Source organism: Haloferax volcanii DS2, assembly GCF_000025685.1.
In the GTDB taxonomy this organism is placed as follows: Archaea; Halobacteriota; Halobacteria; order Halobacteriales; family Haloferacaceae; genus Haloferax; species Haloferax volcanii.
In genome coordinates this window covers 2825131-2847757 of sequence record NC_013967.1, presented here as the reverse complement: position 1 = coordinate 2847757, position 22627 = coordinate 2825131, and the positions used below count along the sequence as shown (strand labels likewise).

19 protein-coding genes are annotated in these 22627 nt (G+C 67.9%); 14 read left to right on the top strand and 5 right to left on the bottom strand.

Annotated features, from left to right (window positions below; translation table 11 throughout):
* Positions 1-1101 precede the first annotated feature (1101 nt).
* The 4 genes from HVO_RS19285 to HVO_RS19270 all read left to right on the top strand — a co-directional run bounded on the left by HVO_RS19285 (position 1102) and on the right by HVO_RS19270 (position 6105).
* Positions 1102-1743: an Era-like GTP-binding protein gene (locus tag HVO_RS19285; RefSeq protein ID WP_004044952.1), complete on the top strand. Its 642-nt coding sequence runs from the start codon at positions 1102-1104 to the stop codon at positions 1741-1743.
* A gap of 6 nt (positions 1744-1749) precedes the next feature.
* Positions 1750-2142 (top strand): DUF2073 domain-containing protein, encoded by a 393-nt coding sequence (locus HVO_RS19280; RefSeq protein WP_004044951.1) that lies wholly within the window; start codon positions 1750-1752, stop codon positions 2140-2142.
* A gap of 48 nt (positions 2143-2190) precedes the next feature.
* On the top strand, positions 2191-3183 hold the full coding sequence (locus tag HVO_RS19275) for an OapC/ArvC family zinc-ribbon domain-containing protein (RefSeq protein ID WP_013035500.1): 993 nt from the start codon (positions 2191-2193) through the stop codon (positions 3181-3183).
* A 345-nt stretch (positions 3184-3528) separates the two neighbouring features.
* The gene (locus tag HVO_RS19270) at positions 3529-6105 is read left to right on the top strand and encodes a DEAD/DEAH box helicase (protein ID WP_004044943.1); all 2577 of its coding nucleotides are present in this window, start codon (positions 3529-3531) and stop codon (positions 6103-6105) included.
* 24 nt (positions 6106-6129) lie between these two features.
* Here HVO_RS19270 and HVO_RS19265 read toward each other — a convergent pair whose 3' ends face one another.
* Positions 6130-6519 carry a universal stress protein gene (locus tag HVO_RS19265; protein ID WP_013035286.1) on the bottom strand — a complete coding sequence of 130 codons (390 nt, stop codon included), beginning with the start codon at positions 6517-6519 and terminating at the stop codon, positions 6130-6132.
* Positions 6520-6599: 80 nt separating this feature from the next.
* Positions 6600-7205, bottom strand: a complete 606-nt coding sequence (locus tag HVO_RS19260) for an Sjogren's syndrome/scleroderma autoantigen 1 family protein (protein ID WP_004044927.1) — start codon at positions 7203-7205, stop codon at positions 6600-6602.
* Between the two features lie 206 nt (positions 7206-7411).
* Here HVO_RS19260 and mdh point away from each other — a divergent pair, with 206 nt between their 5' ends.
* Complete coding sequence (mdh, locus tag HVO_RS19255; protein ID WP_004044925.1) at positions 7412-8326, top strand: malate dehydrogenase; 915 nt, start codon at positions 7412-7414, stop codon at positions 8324-8326.
* Positions 8327-8390: 64 nt separating this feature from the next.
* Here the strand turns inward: mdh and HVO_RS19250 are convergent, their stop codons facing one another.
* Positions 8391-10130: an excinuclease ABC subunit C gene (locus HVO_RS19250; protein ID WP_004044920.1), complete on the bottom strand. Its 1740-nt coding sequence runs from the start codon at positions 10128-10130 to the stop codon at positions 8391-8393.
* A 132-nt stretch (positions 10131-10262) separates the two neighbouring features.
* Between HVO_RS19250 and HVO_RS19245 the strand changes: the two genes are divergently transcribed.
* Positions 10263-11786 (top strand): methyl-accepting chemotaxis protein, encoded by a 1524-nt coding sequence (locus tag HVO_RS19245; protein WP_004044919.1) that lies wholly within the window; start codon positions 10263-10265, stop codon positions 11784-11786.
* A 23-nt stretch (positions 11787-11809) separates the two neighbouring features.
* Here the strand turns inward: HVO_RS19245 and HVO_RS19240 are convergent, their stop codons facing one another.
* Positions 11810-12037, bottom strand: coding sequence for a hypothetical protein (locus HVO_RS19240; protein WP_004044917.1), 228 nt, complete (start codon positions 12035-12037; stop codon positions 11810-11812).
* A gap of 112 nt (positions 12038-12149) precedes the next feature.
* Between HVO_RS19240 and HVO_RS19235 the strand changes: the two genes are divergently transcribed.
* From HVO_RS19235 to HVO_RS19225, 3 genes are all read left to right on the top strand, one after another.
* Entirely contained in the window at positions 12150-12425 is a 276-nt protein-coding gene (locus HVO_RS19235; protein ID WP_004044915.1) for a hypothetical protein, read from the top strand.
* 114 nt (positions 12426-12539) lie between these two features.
* The gene (locus HVO_RS19230; protein ID WP_004044914.1) at positions 12540-13520 is read left to right on the top strand and encodes an ABC transporter ATP-binding protein; all 981 of its coding nucleotides are present in this window, start codon (positions 12540-12542) and stop codon (positions 13518-13520) included.
* The gene (locus HVO_RS19225; protein WP_004044911.1) at positions 13517-14440 is read left to right on the top strand and encodes an ABC transporter permease; all 924 of its coding nucleotides are present in this window, start codon (positions 13517-13519) and stop codon (positions 14438-14440) included. Before HVO_RS19230 ends, HVO_RS19225 begins: the two co-directional genes overlap by 4 nt.
* 63 nt (positions 14441-14503) lie before the next feature.
* On the opposite strand, the gene ligA is transcribed toward HVO_RS19225, so the two are convergent.
* Entirely contained in the window at positions 14504-16603 is a 2100-nt protein-coding gene (ligA, locus tag HVO_RS19220) for an NAD-dependent DNA ligase LigA (protein WP_004044909.1), read from the bottom strand.
* Positions 16604-16834: 231 nt separating this feature from the next.
* Between ligA and HVO_RS19215 the strand changes: the two genes are divergently transcribed.
* The 5 genes from HVO_RS19215 to fer all read left to right on the top strand — a co-directional run bounded on the left by HVO_RS19215 (position 16835) and on the right by fer (position 22621).
* Positions 16835-18154, top strand: coding sequence for an O-acetylhomoserine aminocarboxypropyltransferase/cysteine synthase family protein (locus tag HVO_RS19215; RefSeq protein ID WP_004044908.1), 1320 nt, complete (start codon positions 16835-16837; stop codon positions 18152-18154).
* Complete coding sequence (gene metX, locus HVO_RS19210; protein WP_004044906.1) at positions 18151-19398, top strand: homoserine O-acetyltransferase MetX; 1248 nt, start codon at positions 18151-18153, stop codon at positions 19396-19398. The genes HVO_RS19215 and metX overlap by 4 nt, the downstream gene beginning before the upstream one ends.
* 132 nt (positions 19399-19530) lie before the next feature.
* Positions 19531-20826 carry an O-acetylhomoserine aminocarboxypropyltransferase/cysteine synthase family protein gene (locus HVO_RS19205; protein ID WP_004044904.1) on the top strand — a complete coding sequence of 432 codons (1296 nt, stop codon included), beginning with the start codon at positions 19531-19533 and terminating at the stop codon, positions 20824-20826.
* Positions 20827-20969: 143 nt separating this feature from the next.
* Entirely contained in the window at positions 20970-22091 is a 1122-nt protein-coding gene (locus tag HVO_RS19200) for an inorganic phosphate transporter (protein ID WP_004044902.1), read from the top strand.
* A 140-nt stretch (positions 22092-22231) separates the two neighbouring features.
* Positions 22232-22621 (top strand): ferredoxin Fer, encoded by a 390-nt coding sequence (fer, locus tag HVO_RS19195; protein WP_004044900.1) that lies wholly within the window; start codon positions 22232-22234, stop codon positions 22619-22621.
* The last annotated feature ends 6 nt before the right edge of the window (positions 22622-22627 follow it).

The following is a 22627-nucleotide window of genomic DNA, read 5'->3' as shown; positions in this document are numbered from 1 at the left end:
AGTACCGGCGGTCGCTGGGAGACGAACCAGATGGCGAACGGGCGAATCGAGCCGCGTCGGAAAGTCGGCTCGGCTCGAGTCGAAACAGGTCGAGTCGGCCGAGTGGTGGGTAACGAGTTGCGCCGGCAACTGCGCGGCAGCGTGACTGAACGATGGTGGGTAGCCGGATGGGTGTCGGAGACCGAGTACCGACAGTAACTGAGCGGTGGCGGTGACTGACCAACGGGCGTCGTTGGAGTGGAACTCGACGTGCGATGTGTCCCCGACAGAAAATTCGATGGGAGTAACCCCTTCGTTTCGCGTGGAGATGTCCGAATAACGATTTGGACGAATTCGGGTAGTAGAGCGAGTATTGACCTTGTGTAACGTCTCGATTTCTCTTGTAATTAACTGTCGTTCTCCAGTTCGACGGGAAACCCCTGCGTCTCGGTTCCCCCACACCCCTTCGTTTCAGGTGGAGCCGCGAACAGGAGGGGAGGGGGTTCGGTAGTCTTTGTATAGCGGTGGTTTTATCACAGATATTTGCATATCAAACCCGTAGTAGAGAGAAAATGGATAATATTACTCACCCTCTCTATTCAATTAACATCCGACCGCCGTCTAGCGGTCTCCCCCCACCCACCCCTTCGGCCCGTTCCACCTGAAACGAAGGGGTGGGGGTGTTGCCTTGCGAGTGGTTCACGTCCCCGCGGCACGTGTCACTATATCAGAATCACGGCTACTGCGGCGAGGACAGACTGTGGGGAGGTCGGCGCGGCGGCTTCAGAACGCTCGTCGTGTTCGAGAGACACTGCGGTACTCCGGAGTCATGCTCGGTATCCGTTCGAGTTACGCACGTGTACGCCCAAAGTAACAACTAAATGAACGCGTATCGCCGCCGAGCGGCCGCCTTTCTATCGCTCGGTACGTCCCGCTCGAACGCCGGCCTGTCGATTTCGTCGTTCGAGTTCGCCCAATCGGACTGGCCGCCGTCACCGACGTTCTTTTCTGTCGTTTTGTCGACCACGTGACTGGTGTCTGACGTAGTGCTTAAGTGAGTCCGGTTGGGTGATACCTCCATACGCCCTCCACGACGCGTTCGGGAGGTGCGGGAGGCCCAGGATGGGACTGCTCACAGATTTAAGAGACAGCATCTCACGAGTCGTCGACCGGCTCTTTTCGGAGAGCGAGCCGAAGCGGATCGGTATATATGGCCCGCCCAACGCCGGGAAGACGACTCTCGCAAATCGTATCGCCCGTGATTGGACCGGTGACGCCGTCGGTCCCGAGAGCCACATCCCTCACGAGACTCGCCGCGCCAGGCGGAAAGAGAACGTCGAAATCGAGCGGAACGGCAAGAAAGTCACTATCGACATCGTCGACACCCCGGGGGTTACGACGAAGGTCGATTACAAGGAGTTCCTCGAACACGACATGGAGAAAGACGACGCCGTTCGCCGGTCCCGCGAGGCGACCGAGGGCGTCGCCGAGGCCATGCACTGGCTCCGCGAGGACGTCGACGGCGTCATCTACGTGCTCGACAGCACGAAGGACCCGATATCGCAGGTCAACACGATGCTCATCGGTATCATCGAGAGCCAGGACCTGCCCGTGCTCATCTTCGCGAACAAGATCGACCTCGAAGACTCGAACGTCGAGCGCATCGCGAACGCGTACCCACAGCACGAAACAGTCGAGTTGTCAGCGCTCGAAGGGGAGAACATGGACGAAGTGTACGCCAAAATCGCGAAGTACTTCGCGTGATCCACCATGCCTGAAGCAACCGCCTCCGACAACGGCTCCGACGGGGTCCAGATAGACCTCTTCAGCGGGAATCGGATGGCAAACCTCACCAGCATGGAGAAGATTCGACTCATCCTCGACGGCGTCCGTGACGGGAACATCGTCATCCTGGAGGAAGGCCTCTCGCCCGACGAGGAGTCGAAGCTTATCGAAGTCACGATGGCCGAGATAAGCCCCGACGAGTTCAACGGTATCGAAATCGAGACGTATCCGCGTTCGCAGACCGCAGACCAGAGCTTCCTCGACCGGCTCATGGGCCGACAGTCGACCCAGAAGCTCACGGTCATCGGTCCCGCGAACCAGATTCAGACGCTTCACAAGGACGAGAATCTCATCAGCGCGCTCGTCTCGCGAAAGTAGGGGGCCCCACGAACGCCCTCACGCGTCATCCGGCGCCAACATCCACCAATGCCACATCAATGCACCACGTGCGGTAAGGTGTTCCCCGACGGTTCGAAGGAGATGCTCTCGGGGTGCCCGAACTGCGGCGGCAACAAGTTTCAGTTCAAGCCCGCGTCGAGCGGGAGCGCTCCCGCGAGCGCAAGCGACGACACGCCGTCGACGGGCGGCGCCGGAACGCGGGACCTGAGCTCTTCGGCGGCCGACGCCGTCCGAGACCGCGCACAGCAGCAGTCCTATCCCGACTCGACCGACGAGGAGTCGATGACCGTCAGCGACTGGGCGGACGCGAATGCGGACGCGAACGCCCCACAGCGATCCGAGACCGGTGACACCGCCGGTTCGACCCGAAGCGAACCGTCGTCGACCGGTGCGGCCGGGTCGAGCGACGCGTCCGACGCGGCCGACGCGGGTGGCGAACCCGAAGACAAACCTCGCGGTTGGGGCGAGTGGCCGTCCGCGCCCGGCGAGTCTCCGGGAGCAGACCCGCAGGAACCTTCAGCGTCGCGGAACAAATTCCGAGGTGACGCGACGGAGCGACCCAGTAGCTCGGCGGACTCGGCTTCGCCTCCGGACCGCGACCCCGGTAAAATCAACGCGCGCGAGACGGACGAAGACAACTCCCAGAAGAGCGCTCGGAGCGATGTCGTCACGCCGGAGGAACTCGCCGCCGCCGACGCGAACCGACGCGGTTCGGCGGCTGAGACGCCGTCCGAAGCGCCGCCCGCCTCCGAGGGGCCGGCCGGTCAGCCCGCCGACGCGCCCACGGACGCGGACGGCACGGTCATCGAGCCTTCGTCCGACGAGCGGCCCGACCTGGACCAGCTTCGCGAGGAGCTCAACGACCAGTTCGAGAGCATCAAAATCGTCAACCCCGGGCAGTACGAACTCAACCTCATGGAGCTGTACGACCGAAGCGAGTACATCATCTCGCTCCGCGAGGACGGCCGGTACGTCATCGAAGTTCCGGACACGTGGGGCCCCGGCAACCGCGAGGACTGAGCGCGCTTTCCGCGCCCGCCCGACTTTTCACCCCGTCGTTTCCGGTGGAACGCCGACCGTCCGGCCACGTACGCGCGAGTCCATCCGTCGAATCGGCATAACCGTTATATACGATAGTTGAGAGTATATCTCCTTGGGGAAGCGCTATGTCCAATCCGCACAACGAAAAGGTCGCCGAGTGGGCGTCGCTCCTCGGAGCGTCGCTCCCGACCGCGCGACCAGACGACCCCGACCTCGATACCGCTGACAGCACGGGGTAACGACCGCCGCGGCGAGGCCCGGCGGACGCTTTACTTTCACCCCGCTCTGCGAACCCTTATCGGCAAGGGCGAGCAATCGTCACCGATGTCGGCCTCCGAGGACGTTGCGTACGTGGACCACCCGCTACTCGCGCCGTCGTTCATCGAGCGGCGGCTCTATCAGATTCGCCTCGCCGGGACCGCGCGCGACGGCCACACGCTGGTCTGTCTCCCCACCGGCCTCGGGAAGACGACCGTCAGCCTGCTCGTCACCGCCCAGCGCCTCCACGACGTGGGCGGAAAGTCGCTGTTTCTCGCGCCGACGAAGCCGCTGGTCCAGCAGCACGCCGATTTCTACCGCGAGGCGCTGACCGTCCCGGACGACGAAATCGTCGTCTTCACCGGCGACGTTCGGCCCGACGACCGGGCCGAACTCTGGCAGGAGGCCCAAATCGTTATCGCCACGCCGCAGGTCATCGAAAACGACCTCATCGGCAACCGCATCTCGCTTCGGGACGTGACGCACCTCACCTTCGACGAGTGCCACCGCGCGAGCGGCGACTACGCCTACGTCTACATCGCAGAGCGCTACCACGCCGCCGCCGAGAACCCGCTCGTCACGGGGATGAGCGCCTCGCCCGGCGGCGACGAGGAGGCCATCCTCGAAGTCTGTGAGAACCTCGGCATCGTCGACGTGGAGGTGATGACCGAGGAGGACGCCGACGTGTCGGAGTACACCCACGACACGGACGTGGAGTGGAACCGCATCCAACTCCCCGACGAGATTCTGGAGATACGCGACGCGCTCAACGAGGTCATCACCGACCGACTGGAGAAGCTCAAGCAGTTGGGCGTCACCAAATCGACGAAGCCCGATATCTCCCAGAAGAAGCTCAACCGGATGCGCGCGGAGCTCCAGCGGCTGATGAACGCCGACAAGTCGGAGGGCTACAAGGGGATGTCGACGCACGCGGAGGTGATGAAGCTCCGCCGGGCGGTCGAACTCGTCGAGACCCAGTCGGTGGAGTCGGTCCGGCGGTACTTCGAGCGCCAGCGCAACGCCGCCCGGTCGTCGGGCGCGTCGAAGGCGAGCCAGCGACTCGTCGCCGAGCCGAAAGTCCGCGAGGCGATGCGGAAAGCCGAGTCGTTCGACGGCCTCCACCCGAAGTTCAGGAAGACGCGCATCCTCCTCGCGGAGACGCTCGGCATCCAGAACGGCGAGCGCGTCATCGTCTTCACCGAGTCGCGCGACACGGCCGAGGCGCTGACGGAGTTCCTCTCGGAGAGCTTCTCGGTCCGGCGGTTCGTCGGGCAGGGCGACCGCGAAGGCTCCGACGGGATGACCCAGAACGAACAGCAGGAGACCCTCGACAAGTTCCGAAACGGCGAGTTCGAGGTACTCGTCTCGACATCCGTCGCGGAGGAGGGTCTCGACGTGCCCGAGGTCGACCTCGTGCTCTTTTTCGAACCCGTGCCGACCGCCATCCGGTCCATCCAGCGGAAGGGGCGGACCGGCCGGCAGGCCGACGGTCGCGTGGTCGTCCTCCTCGCGGAGGACACCCGCGACGAGGCGTACTTCTGGATATCGCGCCGCCGCGAGAAGACGATGCAAAACGAGCTTCGAGACCTCAAGGGCGCGGCCGACGACCTCGAAGCCGAACTCGACCCCTCCCAACGCGACCTCTCGGCGTTCGCGGGAGACGACGCCAGTTCAGCCGGTAGCGCGGGGAGTTCCACCCGAAACGAGGGGGTTGACGTCGCGAGCGAGGGCGATGCAAACGGGGCGTCGGCTACCGCGTCATCCGCCTCGAACGGCCGGACCGCGACCGCGGCGGCGACCGACTCGGACGGGCAGTCCGGCCTCGCCGACTTCGGTCCCTCGGACGAGGCGTTGGCGCGGGCGGACGACGGCGACGACAGCCACGGCGAGGACGCCGACCCGGCCGACTCGGGCGACGACCCGGCGTCGGACGCAGAAGGAGACGAGGTGGACGACTCGGCCACCGTCGCCGCGGCGGGCACCGACGACGAGGACACCGTCGAAATCGTCGTCGACCAGCGCGAACTCGACTCCAACATCGCCCGCACCCTCTCGAAGCGCGAGGACCTGACGACCCGACTGGAGACGCTCGCGGTCGGTGACTACGTCCTCTCGGACCGCGTCGCGGTCGAGCGAAAGAGCGTCTCGGACTTCCTCGACACGCTCACGGGCGGCGACCGCTCGATATTCGAGCAGATAGCGGACCTCACGCGCCACTACGCCCGGCCGCTGCTCGTCATCGAGGGGCGCGGGCTCTACGAGGAGCGCAACATCCACCCCGGCGCGATTCGCGGGGCGCTGTCGTCGGTCGCGGTCGACTTCAACGTGAGCGTGCTGTTCACCGAAGACGAAGACGACACCGCGGAGCTGCTGGCGACCATCGCCACCCGCGAGCAGACGGACCGCGAGCGCACCGTGAGCGTCCACGGCGGCAAGAGCGCGAAGACGCTCGACGAGCAACAGGAGTACGTCGTCTCCGCCATCGCGGACATCGGCCCGGTCACGGCGCGGACGCTGCTCGAAGCGTTCGGGAGCGTCGAGGCGGTCATGACCGCCAACGAGGAGGACCTCAAGGAGGTCCGCGGCGTCGGCCAAGTCACCGCCGAGCGAATCCGCGAGGTCGTCGGCTCGGAGTACCGCTGAGCCGCGTTCACCGCCCGGAGCGCGTCAGGGGACGATAGTCACCGGAACGGCCTCGGTCCGGAGCACCGTCTCGGCGGCGCTCCCGAAGACGGTTCGCTCGACGATGCCGTCTTCGTGGTGGCCCATCACGACGTGGTCGAAGCCGCCGCGCTCGACGGTGTCGAGAATCTCCTCACCGACGCGGTCGGCGGTCCACACGTCGACCGTGATGGTCGAAAGCTCCGGTTCGCCGCCGAAGTCGCCCGCTTTGAGTCTGCCGCGCGCGTCGTCGAGAATGGCCTCCGTCGCGTCGGTCTGGTTGTTCGTGTAGTGGACGACGTGGAGGCTCCCGCCCATCCCGCCGACCATCTCGATGGCGAAGTCGAGCGCGCGTTTGCTGGCGTCGGTGCCGTCGATGGGGATGAGAACGTCCATACGAAACAGAGGACCCGCGGGGCGGTAGTTCTACCGCCCGGAGCGACAGCCGACGCGAGGTGGCGAGGACAGGCAGTCGGTTATCGGTCGAGCGCCGAGATGGCCTCGGCGGCCTCGCGCGCGGCGGTCAGATACTCCGTTGCCCGCCGCGGGTCGTCGGTCGACTCGGCTTGTTCGGCGGCCCACGTCAGCGTCCGCACGAGCGACTCGCGCGCGGCGGTCACGTCGCCGGCGACCTCGCGAGGCGCGCGTCGCTCGGTCGCCTCCCGCTCGCCCGCGGTTCGCGTCCGAGTCGGTGCCGCGGCGCGCCCGTTCGCGCCGGTGGGGTTGCGGCGCGTCTCGTCGGCGGCCTCGGTGCTCCCCGCGGAGGCGGCCGTCTCGTTCGCGTTCGCCTCGGCTTCGGCTTCGGCTTCGCTTTCGTCGGCTTCGACGGCCGCTTCGGCGGCCTGCTCGGCGTCTTGGTCGGCGTTCGCCGCGGCCTGCCCCTCGGCCTGACAGGTCGGACAGAACACCTGCCCCTCGTAGCGGAACAAGGGGTCGCCGCAGTTGTCGCAGTGCTTGTTCGTCATCGTCGCGCCCTTGAGGAGCAGCTCGCTCATCCGCTGGGTCGACCGTCGCTTCGTTTCGTCTCGCTCGTACTTCTCCCGAAGTCGCTGGCGCTCTGCTTCCTTGTCGAAGTCGCTCATGTGCGTGTGGACGCGACGTGCGTCGAAAAACCCCACGGCGTCGTTCGACCGGTTTCGTCACCGGCGGTTTCACCGGCTCTCGCGCCCGAGTCCACCCCGTCGCTGTCGCCCGAAGTTCGACGACTGACGAACACGAAATCGACAGACTGCGGTTCGGTGCCCGTTCCGAAACGTTTACTCGGAATCCACAGCGTCGTTAATGTGGCATGACGAAAGTTAGCGTGATTGGTGCGGCCGGCACGGTCGGTGCCGCGGCTGGGTACAACCTCGCGCTTCGCGATGTCTGTGACGAACTCGTGTTCGTCGACATCCCGAAGATGGAAGACAAGACGGTCGGACAGGCGGCGGACACGAACCACGGCATCGCGTACGACTCCAACACGGTCGTGACGCAGGGCGGCTACGAGGACACCGCCGGCTCCGACGTGGTCGTCATCACGGCGGGCATCCCGCGGCAGCCGGGACAGACCCGTATCGACCTCGCGGGCGACAACGCCCCCATCATGGACGACATCGGCTCCTCGCTCGCGGAGTACAACGACGACTTCGTCTCCATCACCACGTCGAACCCCGTGGACCTGCTCAACCGTCACCTCTACGAGACGGGCGACCGCGACCGCCACAAAGTCATCGGCTTCGGCGGCCGCCTCGACTCCGCCCGCTTCCGCTACGTGCTGAGCCAGCGCTTCGACGTGCCGGTCAAGAACGTCGACGCGACCATCCTCGGTGAGCACGGCGACGCGCAGGTGCCGGTCTTCTCGAAGGTCCGCGTCGACGGCAACGACCCCGCCTTCTCCGCCGACGAGAAAGAGGAGATTCTCGGTGACCTTCAGGAGTCCGCTATGGACGTCATCGAGCGCAAGGGCGCGACCCAGTGGGGCCCGGCGACCGGCGTCGCCCACATGGTCGAGGCCGTCCTGCACGACACCGGCGAAGTGCTCCCCGGCTCGCTCGTCCTCGACGGCGAGTTCGGCTACGAGGACACGGCCTTCGGCGTCCCCGTCAAACTCGGCTCGAACGGCATCGAGGAGGTCGTCGAGTGGGACCTCGACGACTACGAGGCCGACCTCATGGACGACGCGGCCGAGAAGCTCCGCGACCAGTACGACGAAATCGCGTAAGCCGCTCCGGTTCGCTCGCGCGACGAATCCAATCCGTCTTTTTCACCCGAGTATCTGACGCCGCTCAGAGCCGCCGCTTCAGTTCGTCGGCCGTCTTCTCGCCGACGCCGGGCACGTCGGTCAGGTCCTCGACAGACGCCTCGCGCACGCCCTCGACGCTGCCGAACCGCGTCAGCAGCGCCCGGCGGGTCTTCTCACCGACGCCGGGCACGTCGTCGAGGACGGTCTTCACCTCGTCGCGGAGCGTCTGGTGGTACTGGACGGCGAAGCGGTGGGCCTCGTCGCGGACCCGCTGGAGGACGTGCAGGTGCGGCGCGTCGTCCGGCCAGTCGAAGGTTCGGTCGGGCGTGACGACCAGTTCGCGGTCCTTGGCGATGCCGACGGCGGGCACGTCCCAGCCCGTCTCGTCGAGGGCGTCGAGCGCGGCGTTCAACTGTCCTTTGCCGCCGTCGATGAGGAGCAGATCGGGGTCCGGGCGGTCGTCGCGGCCCTCCAGCGCGCGGGTCGCCCGCCAGCGGACGAGGTCGCGCATGTTCGCGTAGTCGTCGTTGCGCTCGGGGAGTCGCCGCCGGCGGTAGTCCGCGGTCTCGGCGCTTCCCTCGACGAAGCACACGTCGCTCCCGACGACGGCCTTGCCCTGCGCGTGGCTCACGTCGAAGCCCTCGATGCGGGCGACGCGGCGCACGTCGAGGTCGAGTTCGCGGGCGAGCGTCGCGAGGCCGTCGTCGCGGCCGGCGCGCCGGCGGGCGTTCTTCAGCGCGAGTTCGACCAGTTTCGCCTCGCGGCCGGCGCCGGGGATGCGGACGCCCACGCCCTCGGCTTCGAGCCACGCGACCACGTCCTCGTCGTCGGGGTGCTCCGAGAGGACGACCGCGTCGGGGAGGTCGCGTTCGGCGTAGAACTGCGCGAGGAACGCCGAGAGGACGGCGGCCGTGCGGTCTTCGCCCTCGGGCGCGTCGAGGTGGTGGCGGGTCCGGTCCACCAGTTGACCGCGCTCGGCGTGGAGCCGGGCGACCGTCGCCGAGTCGCCGCGGAGCGAGACGCCGAGCACGTCGATGGCGCGCTCGTCGGACTGCGACGAGACGGCGTCTTCGCCCGCGCCGTGGAACGACTCGACGGCCTCCAGTCGGTCGCGGAGATTGGCGGCGCGCTCGAACTCCGCGTCCTGCGCGGCCGCCTCCATCTCCCGGCGGAGCGGGTCCGCGAGGACGCCCGTCTCGCCCTCGAAGAATCGAACCGCCGACTCCACGTCCTCGCGGTAGTCGCGCTCCGCGATTTCGCCGGTACAGGGGGCCGTACACAGGCCCATCTCGTAGTCGAGACACGGCCGCGAGCGGTTCGAATACTTGTGGTCAGAACAGCCGCGGAGGCCGTAGGTCTCTCGAATCGCCTTCACGACCGTCTCGACGCGGCCCTTGTCGGTGTACGGCCCGAAGACGGTCGCGGAGTCCTCGGGGTCGCGGGTGACCTCGATGCGCGGGACCGCGTGGGCCGTCAGTTGGACCAGCGGGTAGGATTTGTCGTCTTTCAGCCGGACGTTGTAGCGCGGCTGGTGGCGCTTGATGAGGTTGGCTTCGAGGAGCAGCGCCTGCGTCTCAGTGTCGGTAACGGCGAAGTCGATGTGCTCCGCGCGGTCGACCATCCGGGAGATGCGCTCCGAGCGCGGGTCCGCGTACGACCGAACTCGCGCGCGGATGTCGACCGCCTTCCCGACGTACAGCACCGCGTCGCCGGCGACGAACTGGTAGACGCCGGGGTCCGACGGCAGCGCGCTGGCTCGTTCGCTGACCGCGGCAGGGTCCATCTGGGGTGGCTTACCGCGCGAGGGGCTTGAGGTTGACGCGTCGGCCGCACCGCCCTCCAGCGGCCATCCAATTATCTTATTTGATACTGTCCTCGAAAGATACTCCTGTGATGCCCTGAAACGAAGTCGATAATGTCACTTGGTATACTCTCACGCGTCCGCTCGTGGTTCGGTGAGGAGACGCCGTTACCGGACGGCGGAATCGTCGCCGGTTCCGCCACCGACGCGCCGGACCTGAACGTCGACGACGACGTACTGCTCGACGGCGTCGGGCTTCCGGCGTTCGTCCTCGACGAACAGGGCCGCATCGCGGCATGGAACGCCGGCGTGGAGTCGTTGACCGGCACGTCCGCGGCCGACGCGCTCGGCCGGCGCGACCTCGGTGAGACGTTCTACGGCAACGCCGCGGCCCGGGTGCTCGCGGGGCAGGTCCTCGACAACCCCCGCGACGCCGCGTCGCTCGACGACGTGGAACTCGACGACCCCGACCGGCTGCTGTACGCCGCGGAGGAGACGTTCGCGGACGCGAACGGCGACGACTGTCACGCCCGGCACACCGCGATGCCGCTGTACGAGGGCGACGAGCTCGTCGGCGTCCTCCAGACCGTCCGCAACCGCACGACCGAGGTCGAGCGCCACCGCGAGGTCGCCGCGCTCGTCTCCGAGGTCGAATCGACGCTGACCCAGTTGAGCCAAGGGAACCTCGACGCGCGGGCGACGATAGACGACAGCGGGGCCGTCGACGACCAACTGTATCTCGTCGTCGACGCGGTCAACGAGACGGCGCGGAATCTCTCGACGCTGGCGTCGAACGTCGAAGACGAGACCGAGACGGCGACCGCGGCGGTCACGCGGGCGGCGTCGGCGGCCGACGCCATCGTCGAGAACGTCGACGAACAGCGCGACCTCCTCGACGAGGGCGCGACACAGATGCAGCAGTTCAGCGCGACGATGGAGGAGGTCGCCGCCACCGCCGACGAGGTCGACACCGCAGCCACCGAGGCGCGGCAGGCGACCGCCGAGGGTCGCGAGGCCAACAGCGAGGCGCGAGAAGCGACCGAGAGCGTCGTCACGATGGGCGACGAACTCGTCGACCGCGTGACCGAACTCGGCGGCCGCATGGACGACATCGAGGCGGTCGTCGAGGTCATCTCCGAGGTGGCCGAACAGACGAACCTGCTCGCGCTCAACGCGAACATCGAGGCCGCCCGCGCCGGCGAGGACGGCGACGGATTCGCCGTCGTCGCGGAGGAGGTCAAGTCGCTCGCCGACGAGACGCGCCAGCACACCGAAGACATCACCGCGCAGATAGAGAACATCCAGTCGCAGACCGACGAAGCGGTCCACGCGGCGACGGAGTCCAACGACCGCATCGAACACGCCGACGAGCGCATCTCCGAGATGCTGGCGGCGTTCGAGGAAATCGCCGCCTCCATCGACACCGCCGCGGACGGCGTCGCGGAGGTCTCCCGCGCGACCGACGAGCAGGCCGAGGCGGTCGAGGAGCTGACCGCGACCATCGAGGACGTGCGCGACCGGACCGTCGAGACCGAGGGCGCGGTCGACAGCATCGTCGCGGCGACCGACGAAAGTACGCAGGCGCTGTCGTCACTCGCCACCGAAGTCGAGGAGCTGACCGGGAGCCGGTCCGCCTGACGTGAGTCGGACACGCGCCCGCGTCAGGCGACGCCGGCAAGGAGGTTCCCGACCGCGTAGGCGACCGTGGCGGCCGCCATTCCGACGACGAACATCTCGACGCCGTTAGCGAGCCACGAGCGATTCGTCACGAGGCTCCGGCTCGCGCCGACGGCGAACGTCGTGACGATGCCGTCGTTCGCGCCGTAGATGAGTTCGGGAAGGTATCGGCCCGACGACTCCACGTCGTCCCCGAGCAGCGTCTCCAACATGCCGGAATCGTACGCTTGCGGAGCGAATAAACGATAGGGGGGACTCCCGGCGCGGCACGCTCCGCGATGCGATGCCGGCACGCGTAAGGGAACCCCGGCCGAACCACGGCCCATGAGCGACGACGACACGACGCGGCTCTGGTTGGTCGAGCGGTCCTACGACGACCGCGACCTCATCATCCTCATCTACGCGACGCCCGACGGCGAGTACGAACTCCGGAAGGAGCTCGCCGCGGCCGTGATGCACCAGCGCCGGATGACCGTGACCGCCGCCATCGACGCGCCGACGGAGAATCTCGAACCCGTGGATGACGACGACCTGCGCGAGCGGTACGCCGCGGAGGCGACGAAGATGGCCGACTCCCACGAACCCGACGACGAGGTCTGACGTTCCAGCAGCGGCGAACTGCGCCTCCGACAGCCCCCGATTTCCGCCCGCAACGTTATCGGCCGTGATTTCCGCACCTAAAACACTTTAAGGCAGTGCGACGCAGGCCCGCCCATGGCCGCCATCGAACTAAACGGGGTGACGAAACGGTTCGAAGACGACGAGGGACTGTTCGATACCCTCCTCCCGTCGTCCGAACCCGACACCGTCACCGCCGTTGACGACCTCTCGTTTTCCGTCGCCGAAGGGGAGGTCTTCGGGTTTCTCGGTCCCAACGGTGCTGGAAAATCGACGACGATCAACATGCTTCTCGACTTCGTGCGTCCGACGAGCGGGTCCGTCCACGTGCTCGGACACGACGCGCAGGCCGAGAGCGTGGCCGTCCGTCGTCGGACCGGCGTACTCCCCGAGGGCTACGAGGTGTACGACCGGCTCACCGGGCGCGAACACGTCGAGTTCGCCATCGAGTCCAAGGAAGCCGACGACGACCCCGACGAACTGCTCTCCCGCGTCGGCTTAACCCCCGACGAGGCCGACCGCCGCGCCGGCGGCTACTCCAAGGGGATGTCCCAGCGCCTCGCGCTCGCGATGGCGCTCGCCGGCAGTCCCGACCTCCTCGTCCTCGACGAGCCCTCCTCCGGTCTCGACCCCGCCGGCGCGCGCGAGATGCGCGACATCGTCCGCACCGAGGCCGACCGCGGCGCGACGGTGTTCTTCTCCAGTCACGTCCTCGCACAGGTCGAAGCGGTCTGTGACCGCGTCGGCATCATGCGCGACGGCGAACTCATCGCCGAGGACACCATCGAGGGCCTCCGCGACCGCGTTGACGCCGAGGCGGTGCTCCGCATCGACGTCGACGGCGACGCCGACCTCGACGCGGTCCGCGCGCTCGACGGCGTCTCGTCGGTCGAATCTGACGGCGACCGCCTCGTCGTCGGCTGTACCGACAACGCCAAGACCCGCGTCATCGAGGCCGTCGAGGCCGACGGTGCGACCGTCGCCGACTTCGAGACCGACTCCGCGTCGCTGGAGGACATCTTCCTCGCGTACACCGAGGGCGACGACCCGGCCGACGAACCGGAGGTGGCGGCGTGACGCTCGAATCCGTCGCGCGCAAGGACTTCCGCGACGCCCTCCGGTCGCGGTGGCTCCTCGGGCTGACGCTGTTTTTCGCCCTGCTCATCGGCGGGTCGACGGCGCTGTTCTACGGCGTCCTGCTCTCGGGCGCGGGCGCGAACTCCGAGACGCTGTTCGGCCTCACGACCGCCCCGGGCGGGCTGTTCAACTTCTCGTACGCGGGCATGCTCGGGTTCGTCCTCGCGCTCATCGCGCTCGTGACGGCCCACGGCTCGCTCATCGACGAGCGCGAGTCGGGCACCATCAAGCTCCTGCTGTCGCTGCCGAACTCCCGGCGCGACGTGGTGTTCGGAAAGCTGGTCGGCCGCACGCTCGTCGTCCTCGTCTCGATGCTCGTCGGCTTCGTCGTCGCCCTCTTCGCGATGCTGTTCACCGGCGGGCAGGTCATGTTCGTCTCCTACGCCGGGCAGGTGGCCCTCTCGGGACTGCTCGCCACGGCGTTCGTCTCCATCGGCGTCTGGCTCTCTGCGACCTCGGCCTCCCAGCGGCAGGCATTGTTCGGCACCGTCGGGCTGTACTTCATCTTCGCCGTCCTCTGGTCGACGGTCGCCACGGGCGTCCCGCGGCTCGTCAACTGGGTCGTCGAACAGCTCGGTCTCACCGCGCTGACCGCGCCGCAAATCGTCCAGATGCGGCTTTTCATCAAGTACCTGAACCCGCTTCGGGCCTACGAGACGCTGGTCGCGGAGCTGTACGGGCCCGCGGTCGCCGCCCGCCTGTTCAAGGCCGGCCTCGCCGAGCGACTCACCATCGAATCGACGTTCTCGCAGTCGCTGCCGTTCTACTTCACCGGGCCGTTCATCCTCGCCATCCTCGTCGCGTGGATTGTCGTCCCGCCGCTGCTCGGCTACCGGGCGTTCGAGAAGGCCGACCTCTGAGGCCGACGTACCGGGCCTGAGGCGGTCGCCTCAGCGCCCGTCTCAGCGAACCGATTGACCGTTCTATTCCGGCGGATACGCCACGCCGCGCTCCGCGAGCAGCGCCTCGAACTCGGTTTCCGCGAGCGTCGGCACGTCGTTCGCCTCGGCGTCGTCGCGCTTCGACCGGCCGGGGTTCTCCCCGACGACGAGGTAGTCCGTGTTGCCCGAGACGGAGCCGGTGACGTTGCCGCCGTGGGATTCGACGAGTTCCGTCACGTCGCTTCGGCTCGCCGCGAGCGTCCCGGTCACGACGAACGTCAGGCCGTCGAGTTCGTCGCCGCCCGATTCGACGGGTTCGGGGTCGACGCCGCGGTCGAGCAGCGCGCGAATCACGGCGCGGTTGTCCGCGTTCTCGAAGAAGTCGCGGACGCGACGCGCCACCGTCTCGCCCACGTCGGGCACGGTCGTCAGGCGTTCCTCGAACGCGTCGAACTCGTCTTCTTCGGCGTCGGCTTCGATGGGGAACGCCTCGATTGACCCGAACTCGCGGGCGAGGCCGCGGGCGGTCGCCTCGCCCACCTCGGGGATGCTCAGGCCGACGAGAAACGAGTCGAGAGAGGGGTGCTTGGCGTTCTCGACGGCGGCCACGAGGTTCTCGGCGCTCGTCTCGCCCCACCCCTCCAACTCGGCGAGGTCGTCGGCCGTCAGGTCGTAGAGGTCGGCGACCGTCTCGACGAGGCCGGCGTCGACGAGTTGGGCGACGCGCTCCTCGCCGAGGCCGTCGATGTCCATCGCGCCCTTGACCGCGAAGTGGCCGATGGAGGCCTCACGTTGGGCCGGACACGACAGCCCGCCCGAGCAGAACGCAAGCGGGCCGTCGCGGTCCACGGCGCTCCCGCAGACGGGGCACTCGTCGGGGAACTCGTAGCACCCGCCGCCGTCTTCGGTGACCTCGACCACCTGCGGAATCACGTCGCCGGCGCGTTTGACGCGGACGCGGTCACCGACTGCGACGCCGAGGGCGGCTCTCTCGTCGGGGTTGTGGAGCGTCGCCCGCGAGACGGTGACGCCGCCCACGTCGACGGGGTCGAGGATGGCGACCGGCGTGAGCCGGCCCGTCCGCCCGACCTGCACGACGATGTCGCGAACGGTCGTCACCTCGTGGCGCGCGGGGAACTTGTAGGCGAACGCCCAGCGGACCGAGCGGCTCTTCTCGCCCAACCGCTCGCGGGCGTCCCGCGAGTCCACCTTGATGACCGTGCCGTCGATTTCGTAGTCGAGGTCGTCGCGGGCCGCCTGCATCCGGTCGCGGTAGTCGATGGCCTCCGCCACGTCTTCGGCGCGCTCGATGCGGTCGGTGACGCGGAGACCCCACTCGCGCAGGCGGTCGAGCGCCGCCCACTGGCTGTCGGGTCGCGCGCTCGCGTCGAGGATGTCGTAGAAGAACACCGCGAGCGGGCGGTCGGCGACGACCGAGGGGTCGAGGTTGCGGAGCGTCCCGGCGGCCGCGTTCCGGGGGTTGGCGAAGGCGTCCTCGCCGGCTTCGACGCGCCGGGCGTTGAGGTCGCTGAAGTCGGACTTCGGCATGTAAATCTCGCCGCGGACGGCGAGTCGGTCGGGGTGGTCGCCGCGGAGGGAGAGGGGAACGGTCGGAATCGTCTTCACCTGCGCGCTCACGTCGTCGCCGCGCCGGCCGTCGCCGCGGGTGGCCGCGCGGACGAACTCGCCGTCCTCGTAGACGACTTCGACCGAGAGGCCGTCGAACTTGGGTTCGCAGACGTAATCGACCGCGCCGACCTCGCGGCGGACGCGCTCGTCGAACTCGCGGAGGTCGTCGGCGTCGGTGCTCTGGTCGATAGAGAGCATGGGCGCGACGTGTTCGACCGTCTCCAGCGCGTCGATGGGCTCGCCGCCGACGCGGTTCGTCGGGCTGTTGGTCGTGTCGAGGTCGAACGCGTCTTCGAGCGCGACGAGTCGGGAGAACAGCGCGTCGTAGGCCGCGTCGGAGACGAGCGGGTCGGCCGCGACGTAGTAGCGGTGGTCGTGCTCACGGACGGCCTCGCGGAGGAGTGCGGCCTGCCCTTCGGCCGCCTCGCGCGAGAGCGACTCGGCGGGTTCGAACTCGGTCGGAGGGTCGCGGAGGTACGGGTTCGACTCGGCGTCGACGTCGGCGTCGCTCATTGGTTCGGCTGTCGGCCGGACGGCGGGTAAACGCTCCGGGGTGGCGGTGCGAAGATGGGCGGGTTGACGGTGGGAAGGGAGGCGGGTTGACAGTGAGAAAACGGGCGGCTGACGAGTGCGCGCCGGCCGAACCGCCGTCCTCCGGACTGGCCGCACTTTTGACCCCCAACCACGGGCAACGCTTGCCGTAACTGACGGTTATTCCTCTGTCGAAGATTATGCACCTCATACATGAACCGAGGCTTCCGCACGCTCGGCCTCCACGCCGGACAGGACCCGGACCCGGCGACAGGGGCCCGCGCCCCGCCACTCTATCAGACCACGTCGTACGTCTTCGACGACGCGGACCACGCCGCGGACCTGTACGCCCTCGAAGCCGACGGCGACGTCTACTCCCGCATCTCCAACCCGACGACTCGCATCCTCGAACGCCGCCTCGCCGCCCTCGAAGCGGGCGTCGACGCGGTCGCCACCGCCTCGGGCATGGGCGCGCTCGACGCGCTCACGACCGTCCTCGCGTCAGTCGGTGACAACGTCGTCCTCTCGGAGGACATGTACGGCGGCACGGCCTCGTACTTCTCGAAGACCGCCGTCAGGCGCGGCATCGAATCCCGGACCGTCGAGACGCTCGACGTGGACGCCTACGAGGACGCCATCGACGAGGACACCGCCTTCGTCCACGTCGAGACGGTGGCGAACCCCTCGCTGAAGACGCCGGACTTCGAGGCCATCGCCGAGGTCGCCCACGAGAACCGCGTCCCGCTCGTCGTGGACAACACGTTCGCCACGCCCGCGCTCTGTCGGCCCATCGAACACGGCGCGGACATCGTCTGGGAGTCCACGACGAAGTGGCTCCACGGCTCCGGTACGACCGTCGGCGGCGTCGTCGTCGACGGCGGCACCTTCCCGTGGGACGCGGCCGACTACGACGAACTCTCCGGCGAGAACCCCGCGTTCGGCGTCGACTTCGTCGAGCGATTCGGTGAGCGCGCTTTCGCCGAGGCGGTCCGCCAGCGCGCCGTCAGGAGCACCGGCAGTTGCCAGTCGCCGTTCGACGCGTGGCAGACCCTCCAGGGCGTCGAGACGCTCGCGCTCCGGATGCGCGCCCACTGCGACAACGCCCGCCGCGTCGCCGAGTTCCTCCGCGACCGCGACGGCGTCGCGTGGGTCACCCACCCCGGCTTCGAGGACCACGAAACCCACGACCTCGCCTCGAAGTACTTGCAGGGCGGCTACGCCGGCATGGTCACGTTCGGCCTCGACGGCGAGGACGACGAGGCGGCCTACGGGGCCGCCAAGACCGTCTGCGAGTCGGTCGACCTCGTGAGCTTCCTCGCCAACATCGGCGACGCGAAGACGCTGCTCATCCATCCCGCCTCGACCACGCACGCCCAGCTCTCGATGGACGAACAGCGCGCCGCGGGCGTCGCCCCCGATATGCTCCGGCTGTCGGTCGGCATCGAGGACGCCGACGACATCATCGACGACCTCGACCGGGCAATCGAACACGCCTTGCGTCAGCAGGCCGACGGGGACGCGGAGGAGCGATGAGCCGTACCCGAACCACGCCCGGCCGGCGGGTCGAATCCGATGTCGTCGACATCGGGGAACACGAGTTCGAGTCGGGCGAGATACTGCCCGACCTGAAAGTCGCCTACGAGGCCTACGGCGAGTTCGACGGACAGAACGCAGTCCTCGTCTGTCACGGTCTCACCGGGAGCCAGCACGTCGCCGGCCACGGCACCGAGTCGGGCGTCTCCGGGCAGGCCCGCGCGTGGTGGGGCGACATCGTCGGGCCGGGCAAGGCCATCGACACGAACGACTACTACGTCATCTGCGTGAACGTCCCGGGGTCGTGTTACGGCACGAGCGGCCCGGCCAGCGAGGGTCCCGACGGCGAGCCGTGGGGCACGGACTTCCCTCCGGTCACCGTCCACGACTGGACCCGCGCCCAGCGCCGCCTGCTCGACCACCTCGGCGTCGGCCGCCTACACGCCGTCGTCGGCGGCTCCGTCGGCGGCATGAACGCCCTCGACTGGGCCGTGCAGTTCCCCGACGACGTGGAGCGCCTCGCGGTCGTCGCCTCGGCGGCCCGCCTCGACTCGCAGTGTCTCGGTATCGACGCCGTCGCCCGCCGCGCCATCACCTCGGACCCGAACTGGAACGGCGGCGACTACTACGGCGAAGAGCGCCCCTCGCCCGACGCGGGTCTCGGCCTCGCCCGCCAACTCGGCCACCTGATGTACCTCTCGAAGGACTCGATGGAGCGCAAGTTCGGCCGGCGCTCCGCGGGTCGCGGCGAGCGCGGCGACGCCTTCCCGTCGGACCCCGCGGCGTCCTTCTTCCCGTACCGCGAGGTCGAGTCCTACCTCGACTATCAGGCCGAGAAGTTCGCAGAGCGCTTCGACGCCAACGCGTACCTGTATCTCACGCGCGCCATGGACGACTTCGACCTCTCGGAGGGCTACGAGTCCGACGCGGCCGCGCTCGCCGCCTTCGAGGGCGAGGCGCTCCTCGTCTCCTTTACCGGCGACTGGCACTTCACGACCGAGCAGTCGGAGTCGCTGGCGGGCGCGTTCCGCCGCGGCGACGTGCCGGTCGCCCACCACGTCGTCGAGTCCGACCACGGCCACGACGCCTTCCTCGTCGAACCCGAGAAGGTCGGCCCGCCGCTCGCTGACTTCGTCGACGAGGGCGTCGCGGGCCGCGCCGTGACCGACACCGCACCCGACGGCGGCGAACCCGACGAGGACGAGGACTTCGCCCCGGTCCACTCCTCTTTGTTCTCGCGCTGAGCCGCGGGGGGGCGACGCGGGGACGACCCTCGGTTCTCAGGGGTTTCTTGTGAATCGCTACCGTGTCGCAGAACCCGGCGGGAATTGCGACCGACGCCGTGCTTTAGCCCCGTCCGGGTCGACGTTCGGGTCATGAGCGACGACGACAGCCCGGGCTTCCACACGCGGAGCCTCCACACCGGTCAGAGCCCCGACGACGCGACGGGCGCGCGCGCCCCGCCGCTGTACCAGACCACCTCGTACGTCTTCGACGACGCCGCCGACGCGGCCGCGCAGTTCGCCCTCGAAAAGCCGGGTCACATCTACTCGCGGCTGATGAACCCGACCGTCGGGATGTTACAGGAGCGCCTCGCCTCGCTCGAAGGCGGCGTGGGTGCGGTCGCCACGTCGTCCGGGATGGCCGCGTTCGACCTCGCGACCTTCCTGCTCGCCTCGGCCGGCGACAACATCGTCTCCGCGTCGTCGCTGTACGGCGGGACCTACACCTACCTCACCCACACCGTCGAGCGCCGCGGCGTCACGACCCGGTTCGTGGACACCCTCGACGTGGACGCCTACGAGGCGGCCATCGACGACGACACCGCGTTCGTCCACCTCGAAACCATCGGCAACCCGGCGCTCGTGACGCCCGACATCGAGGCCATCGCGGAGGTCGCCCACGACCACGGGACGCCGCTGTTCGTCGACAACACGTTCGCGACGCCCTACCTCTGCAACCCCATCGAACACGACGCTGACCTCGTCTGGGAGTCGACGACGAAGTGGATTCACGGGGCCGGCACGACCATCGGCGGCATCCTCGTCGACGGCGGCAGCTTCCCGTGGGACGAGTACGCCGACGACTACCCCGAAATCGCCAAGCCGAACCCGGCGTACCACGGCGTCAACTTCGACGAGACGTTCGGCCCCGCCGGCTTCACCTACGCCGCCATCGCCCGCGGCCTGCGCGACCTCGGCAACGCCCAGTCGCCGTTCGACGCGTGGCAGACGCTCGAAAAGCTCGAATCGCTCCCGCTTCGGATGCGCGCCCACTGCGAGAACGCGCAGGCCGTCGCGGAGTTCTTAGACGACCACGAGAAGGTGTCGTGGGTGAACTACCCCGGCCTCGACTCCCACGAGACCCACGAGGAGGCGTCGAAGTACCTCGACGGCGGCTACGGCGGCATGATTACCTTCGGCCTCACCGACGGCTACGAGGCCGCCAAGGGCACCGTCAACAACGTCGAACTCGCGTCGCTCCTCGCCAACGTCGGTGACGCGAAGACGCTCGTCATCCACCCGGCGTCCACGACGCACCAGCAACTCACCGACGACGAGCAGGCCGCCGCGGGCGTCACGCCCGACATGGTCCGCCTGTCTGTCGGCATCGAGGACGTCGACGACATCGTCGACGACCTCGACCAGGCGATTCGCGCCGCGTCGAACTGAACTGAGCGCGCTCGCCTCGGGCGAGTCGTTCCCGGCCGCCGCGTCGGCGGACTGGCCGGCCACCGACCGCCATTCCTTTTATTGCCGCGCCAGTTGGTAGTTCCGTGGTAGAAGCACTCCTCTTCGTCGGTCTCCTGGTGGCAGTGTTCGTCGGGTTCAACATCGGCGGCTCGTCCACGGGGGTCTCCTTCGGTCCCGCGGTCGGGAGCGGTGTGCTCGGGAAACTCGCCGCAGCGGCCCTGATGACGGGGTTCGCGCTCCTCGGCGGGTGGACGCTCGGGAGGGAGGTCGTCGCCAAGATGGGCGGCGAAATCGTCCCGCAAAGCGAGTTCACCCTCGCGGCGAGCGTCGCCGTCCTCTTTTTCGTCGGCCTCGCGCTGTTGGTCTCTAACACCTTCGGCGTCCCCGCCTCCACGTCGATGACGGCGGTCGGGGCCATCGCGGGTCTCGGCCTCGCCAACGGGTCGCTCGACTCCCGCGTGATGCTCGAAATCATCTCGTGGTGGATCGTCGCGCCCGTCATCGCCTTCTGGATCTGCGCGGTCATCGGTCGGTACATCTACCCTTACCTCGATGCGTGGCTCAAACTCGACCAGAGCCCCGGTGCCCTCGTCAGGCTCGACCGCGACGGCGGCTTCCCGCGGCCGCGACTCGGCCCGAACACGACCTACCGCGAGTTCGGCAGCACCGTCCTCGTCGTCGTCGTCGCCTGTTACATGGCGTTCTCCGCGGGCGCGTCGAACGTCGCCAACGCGGTCGCCCCGCTCGTCGGCAACGGCGCGCTCGAGATGAATACGGGCATCCTCATCGCCGGCGGCGCTATCGGCCTCGGCGCGTTCACCATCGCCCGTCGGACGCTCGACACCGTCGGCAACGACCTCACGCAGTTGCCCATCCTCGCGGCGCTCATCGTCGAGACGGTGAGCGCGTCGCTCATCTCCTTCCTGTCGGCCATCGGTATCCCCGCCAGCCTCGCCGTGAGCGCGACGATGTGCATCGTCGGCCTCGGCTGGGGACGGGCGACCCGAACTGTCACTCTCGGCGAGGCCCTGAGCGGCGGCGAGGCCCCGCAGGTATCGGTCAATGCCCTCACCGTCGAACGCGAGGACGAGGTGCCGAAGATGGGCGAGGAAGCCCCCGACGAACTCTCCGCGCAGGACCTGTTCGACCCCGGCACGACCGGGCGGGTCATCTTCTTCTGGATGCTCACGCCCTCGCTTTCGGCCCTCGCGTCGTACGCGCTGTTCTCCGCCGGCATTGTCTGACCCGTGCACCCGTCGCACCTGTCATTCTGCAATCATCACGGTCAAAAATGTAATAAACGGGCGGTCGCCGCCGGAACGCGGGCCGAATTCGGCGCACGGAACAGCAAAGTCTAATGGGGTGGCCTTCGAATCCTCTGTCGATGCCCACGGTAACCTACCTCAACTACGAAGTTCTCGACGACAACGGCTGGGACCTCGACGACGACGGCCTCTTCGAGCAGGCCGCCGACGCCGGTCTCGACGCCGAAGACTACGGTGAGATGGAAGTGAACCAGGGCGAGTACATCCTGGAAGCCGCCGAGGCGCAGGGCTACGACTGGCCCTTCAGCTGCCGCGCAGGTGCCTGTGCGAACTGTGCAGCCATCGTGAAGGAGGGCGAAATCGACATGGACATGCAGCAGATTCTCTCCGACGAGGAAGTCAACGAGAAGAACGTCCGCCTCACCTGCATCGGTTCGCCGGTCGAGGACGAGGTCAAGATCGTCTACAACGCGAAGCACCTCGACTACCTGCAGAACCGCGTCATCTAAGGCGCT

What these genes read in the sequence shown, in the direction of transcription:
- HVO_RS19215 (WP_004044908.1), top strand. Translation starts at nt 16,835, where the DNA reads ATGAACCGAGGCTTCCGCACGCTCGGCCTCCACGCCGGACAGGACCCG.
- HVO_RS19275 (WP_013035500.1), top strand. Translation starts at nt 2,191, where the DNA reads ATGCCACATCAATGCACCACGTGCGGTAAGGTGTTCCCCGACGGTTCG.
- ligA (WP_004044909.1), bottom strand. Translation starts at nt 16,603, where the DNA reads ATGAGCGACGCCGACGTCGACGCCGAGTCGAACCCGTACCTCCGCGAC.
- HVO_RS19260 (WP_004044927.1), bottom strand. Translation starts at nt 7,205, where the DNA reads ATGAGCGACTTCGACAAGGAAGCAGAGCGCCAGCGACTTCGGGAGAAG.
- HVO_RS19265 (WP_013035286.1), bottom strand. Translation starts at nt 6,519, where the DNA reads ATGGACGTTCTCATCCCCATCGACGGCACCGACGCCAGCAAACGCGCG.
- fer (WP_004044900.1), top strand. Translation starts at nt 22,232, where the DNA reads ATGCCCACGGTAACCTACCTCAACTACGAAGTTCTCGACGACAACGGC.
- HVO_RS19235 (WP_004044915.1), top strand. Translation starts at nt 12,150, where the DNA reads ATGAGCGACGACGACACGACGCGGCTCTGGTTGGTCGAGCGGTCCTAC.
- HVO_RS19250 (WP_004044920.1), bottom strand. Translation starts at nt 10,130, where the DNA reads ATGGACCCTGCCGCGGTCAGCGAACGAGCCAGCGCGCTGCCGTCGGAC.
- metX (WP_004044906.1), top strand. Translation starts at nt 18,151, where the DNA reads ATGAGCCGTACCCGAACCACGCCCGGCCGGCGGGTCGAATCCGATGTC.
- HVO_RS19285 (WP_004044952.1), top strand. Translation starts at nt 1,102, where the DNA reads ATGGGACTGCTCACAGATTTAAGAGACAGCATCTCACGAGTCGTCGAC.
- HVO_RS19280 (WP_004044951.1), top strand. Translation starts at nt 1,750, where the DNA reads ATGCCTGAAGCAACCGCCTCCGACAACGGCTCCGACGGGGTCCAGATA.
- HVO_RS19230 (WP_004044914.1), top strand. Translation starts at nt 12,540, where the DNA reads ATGGCCGCCATCGAACTAAACGGGGTGACGAAACGGTTCGAAGACGAC.
- mdh (WP_004044925.1), top strand. Translation starts at nt 7,412, where the DNA reads ATGACGAAAGTTAGCGTGATTGGTGCGGCCGGCACGGTCGGTGCCGCG.
- HVO_RS19270 (WP_004044943.1), top strand. Translation starts at nt 3,529, where the DNA reads ATGTCGGCCTCCGAGGACGTTGCGTACGTGGACCACCCGCTACTCGCG.
- HVO_RS19205 (WP_004044904.1), top strand. Translation starts at nt 19,531, where the DNA reads ATGAGCGACGACGACAGCCCGGGCTTCCACACGCGGAGCCTCCACACC.
- HVO_RS19245 (WP_004044919.1), top strand. Translation starts at nt 10,263, where the DNA reads ATGTCACTTGGTATACTCTCACGCGTCCGCTCGTGGTTCGGTGAGGAG.
- HVO_RS19240 (WP_004044917.1), bottom strand. Translation starts at nt 12,037, where the DNA reads ATGTTGGAGACGCTGCTCGGGGACGACGTGGAGTCGTCGGGCCGATAC.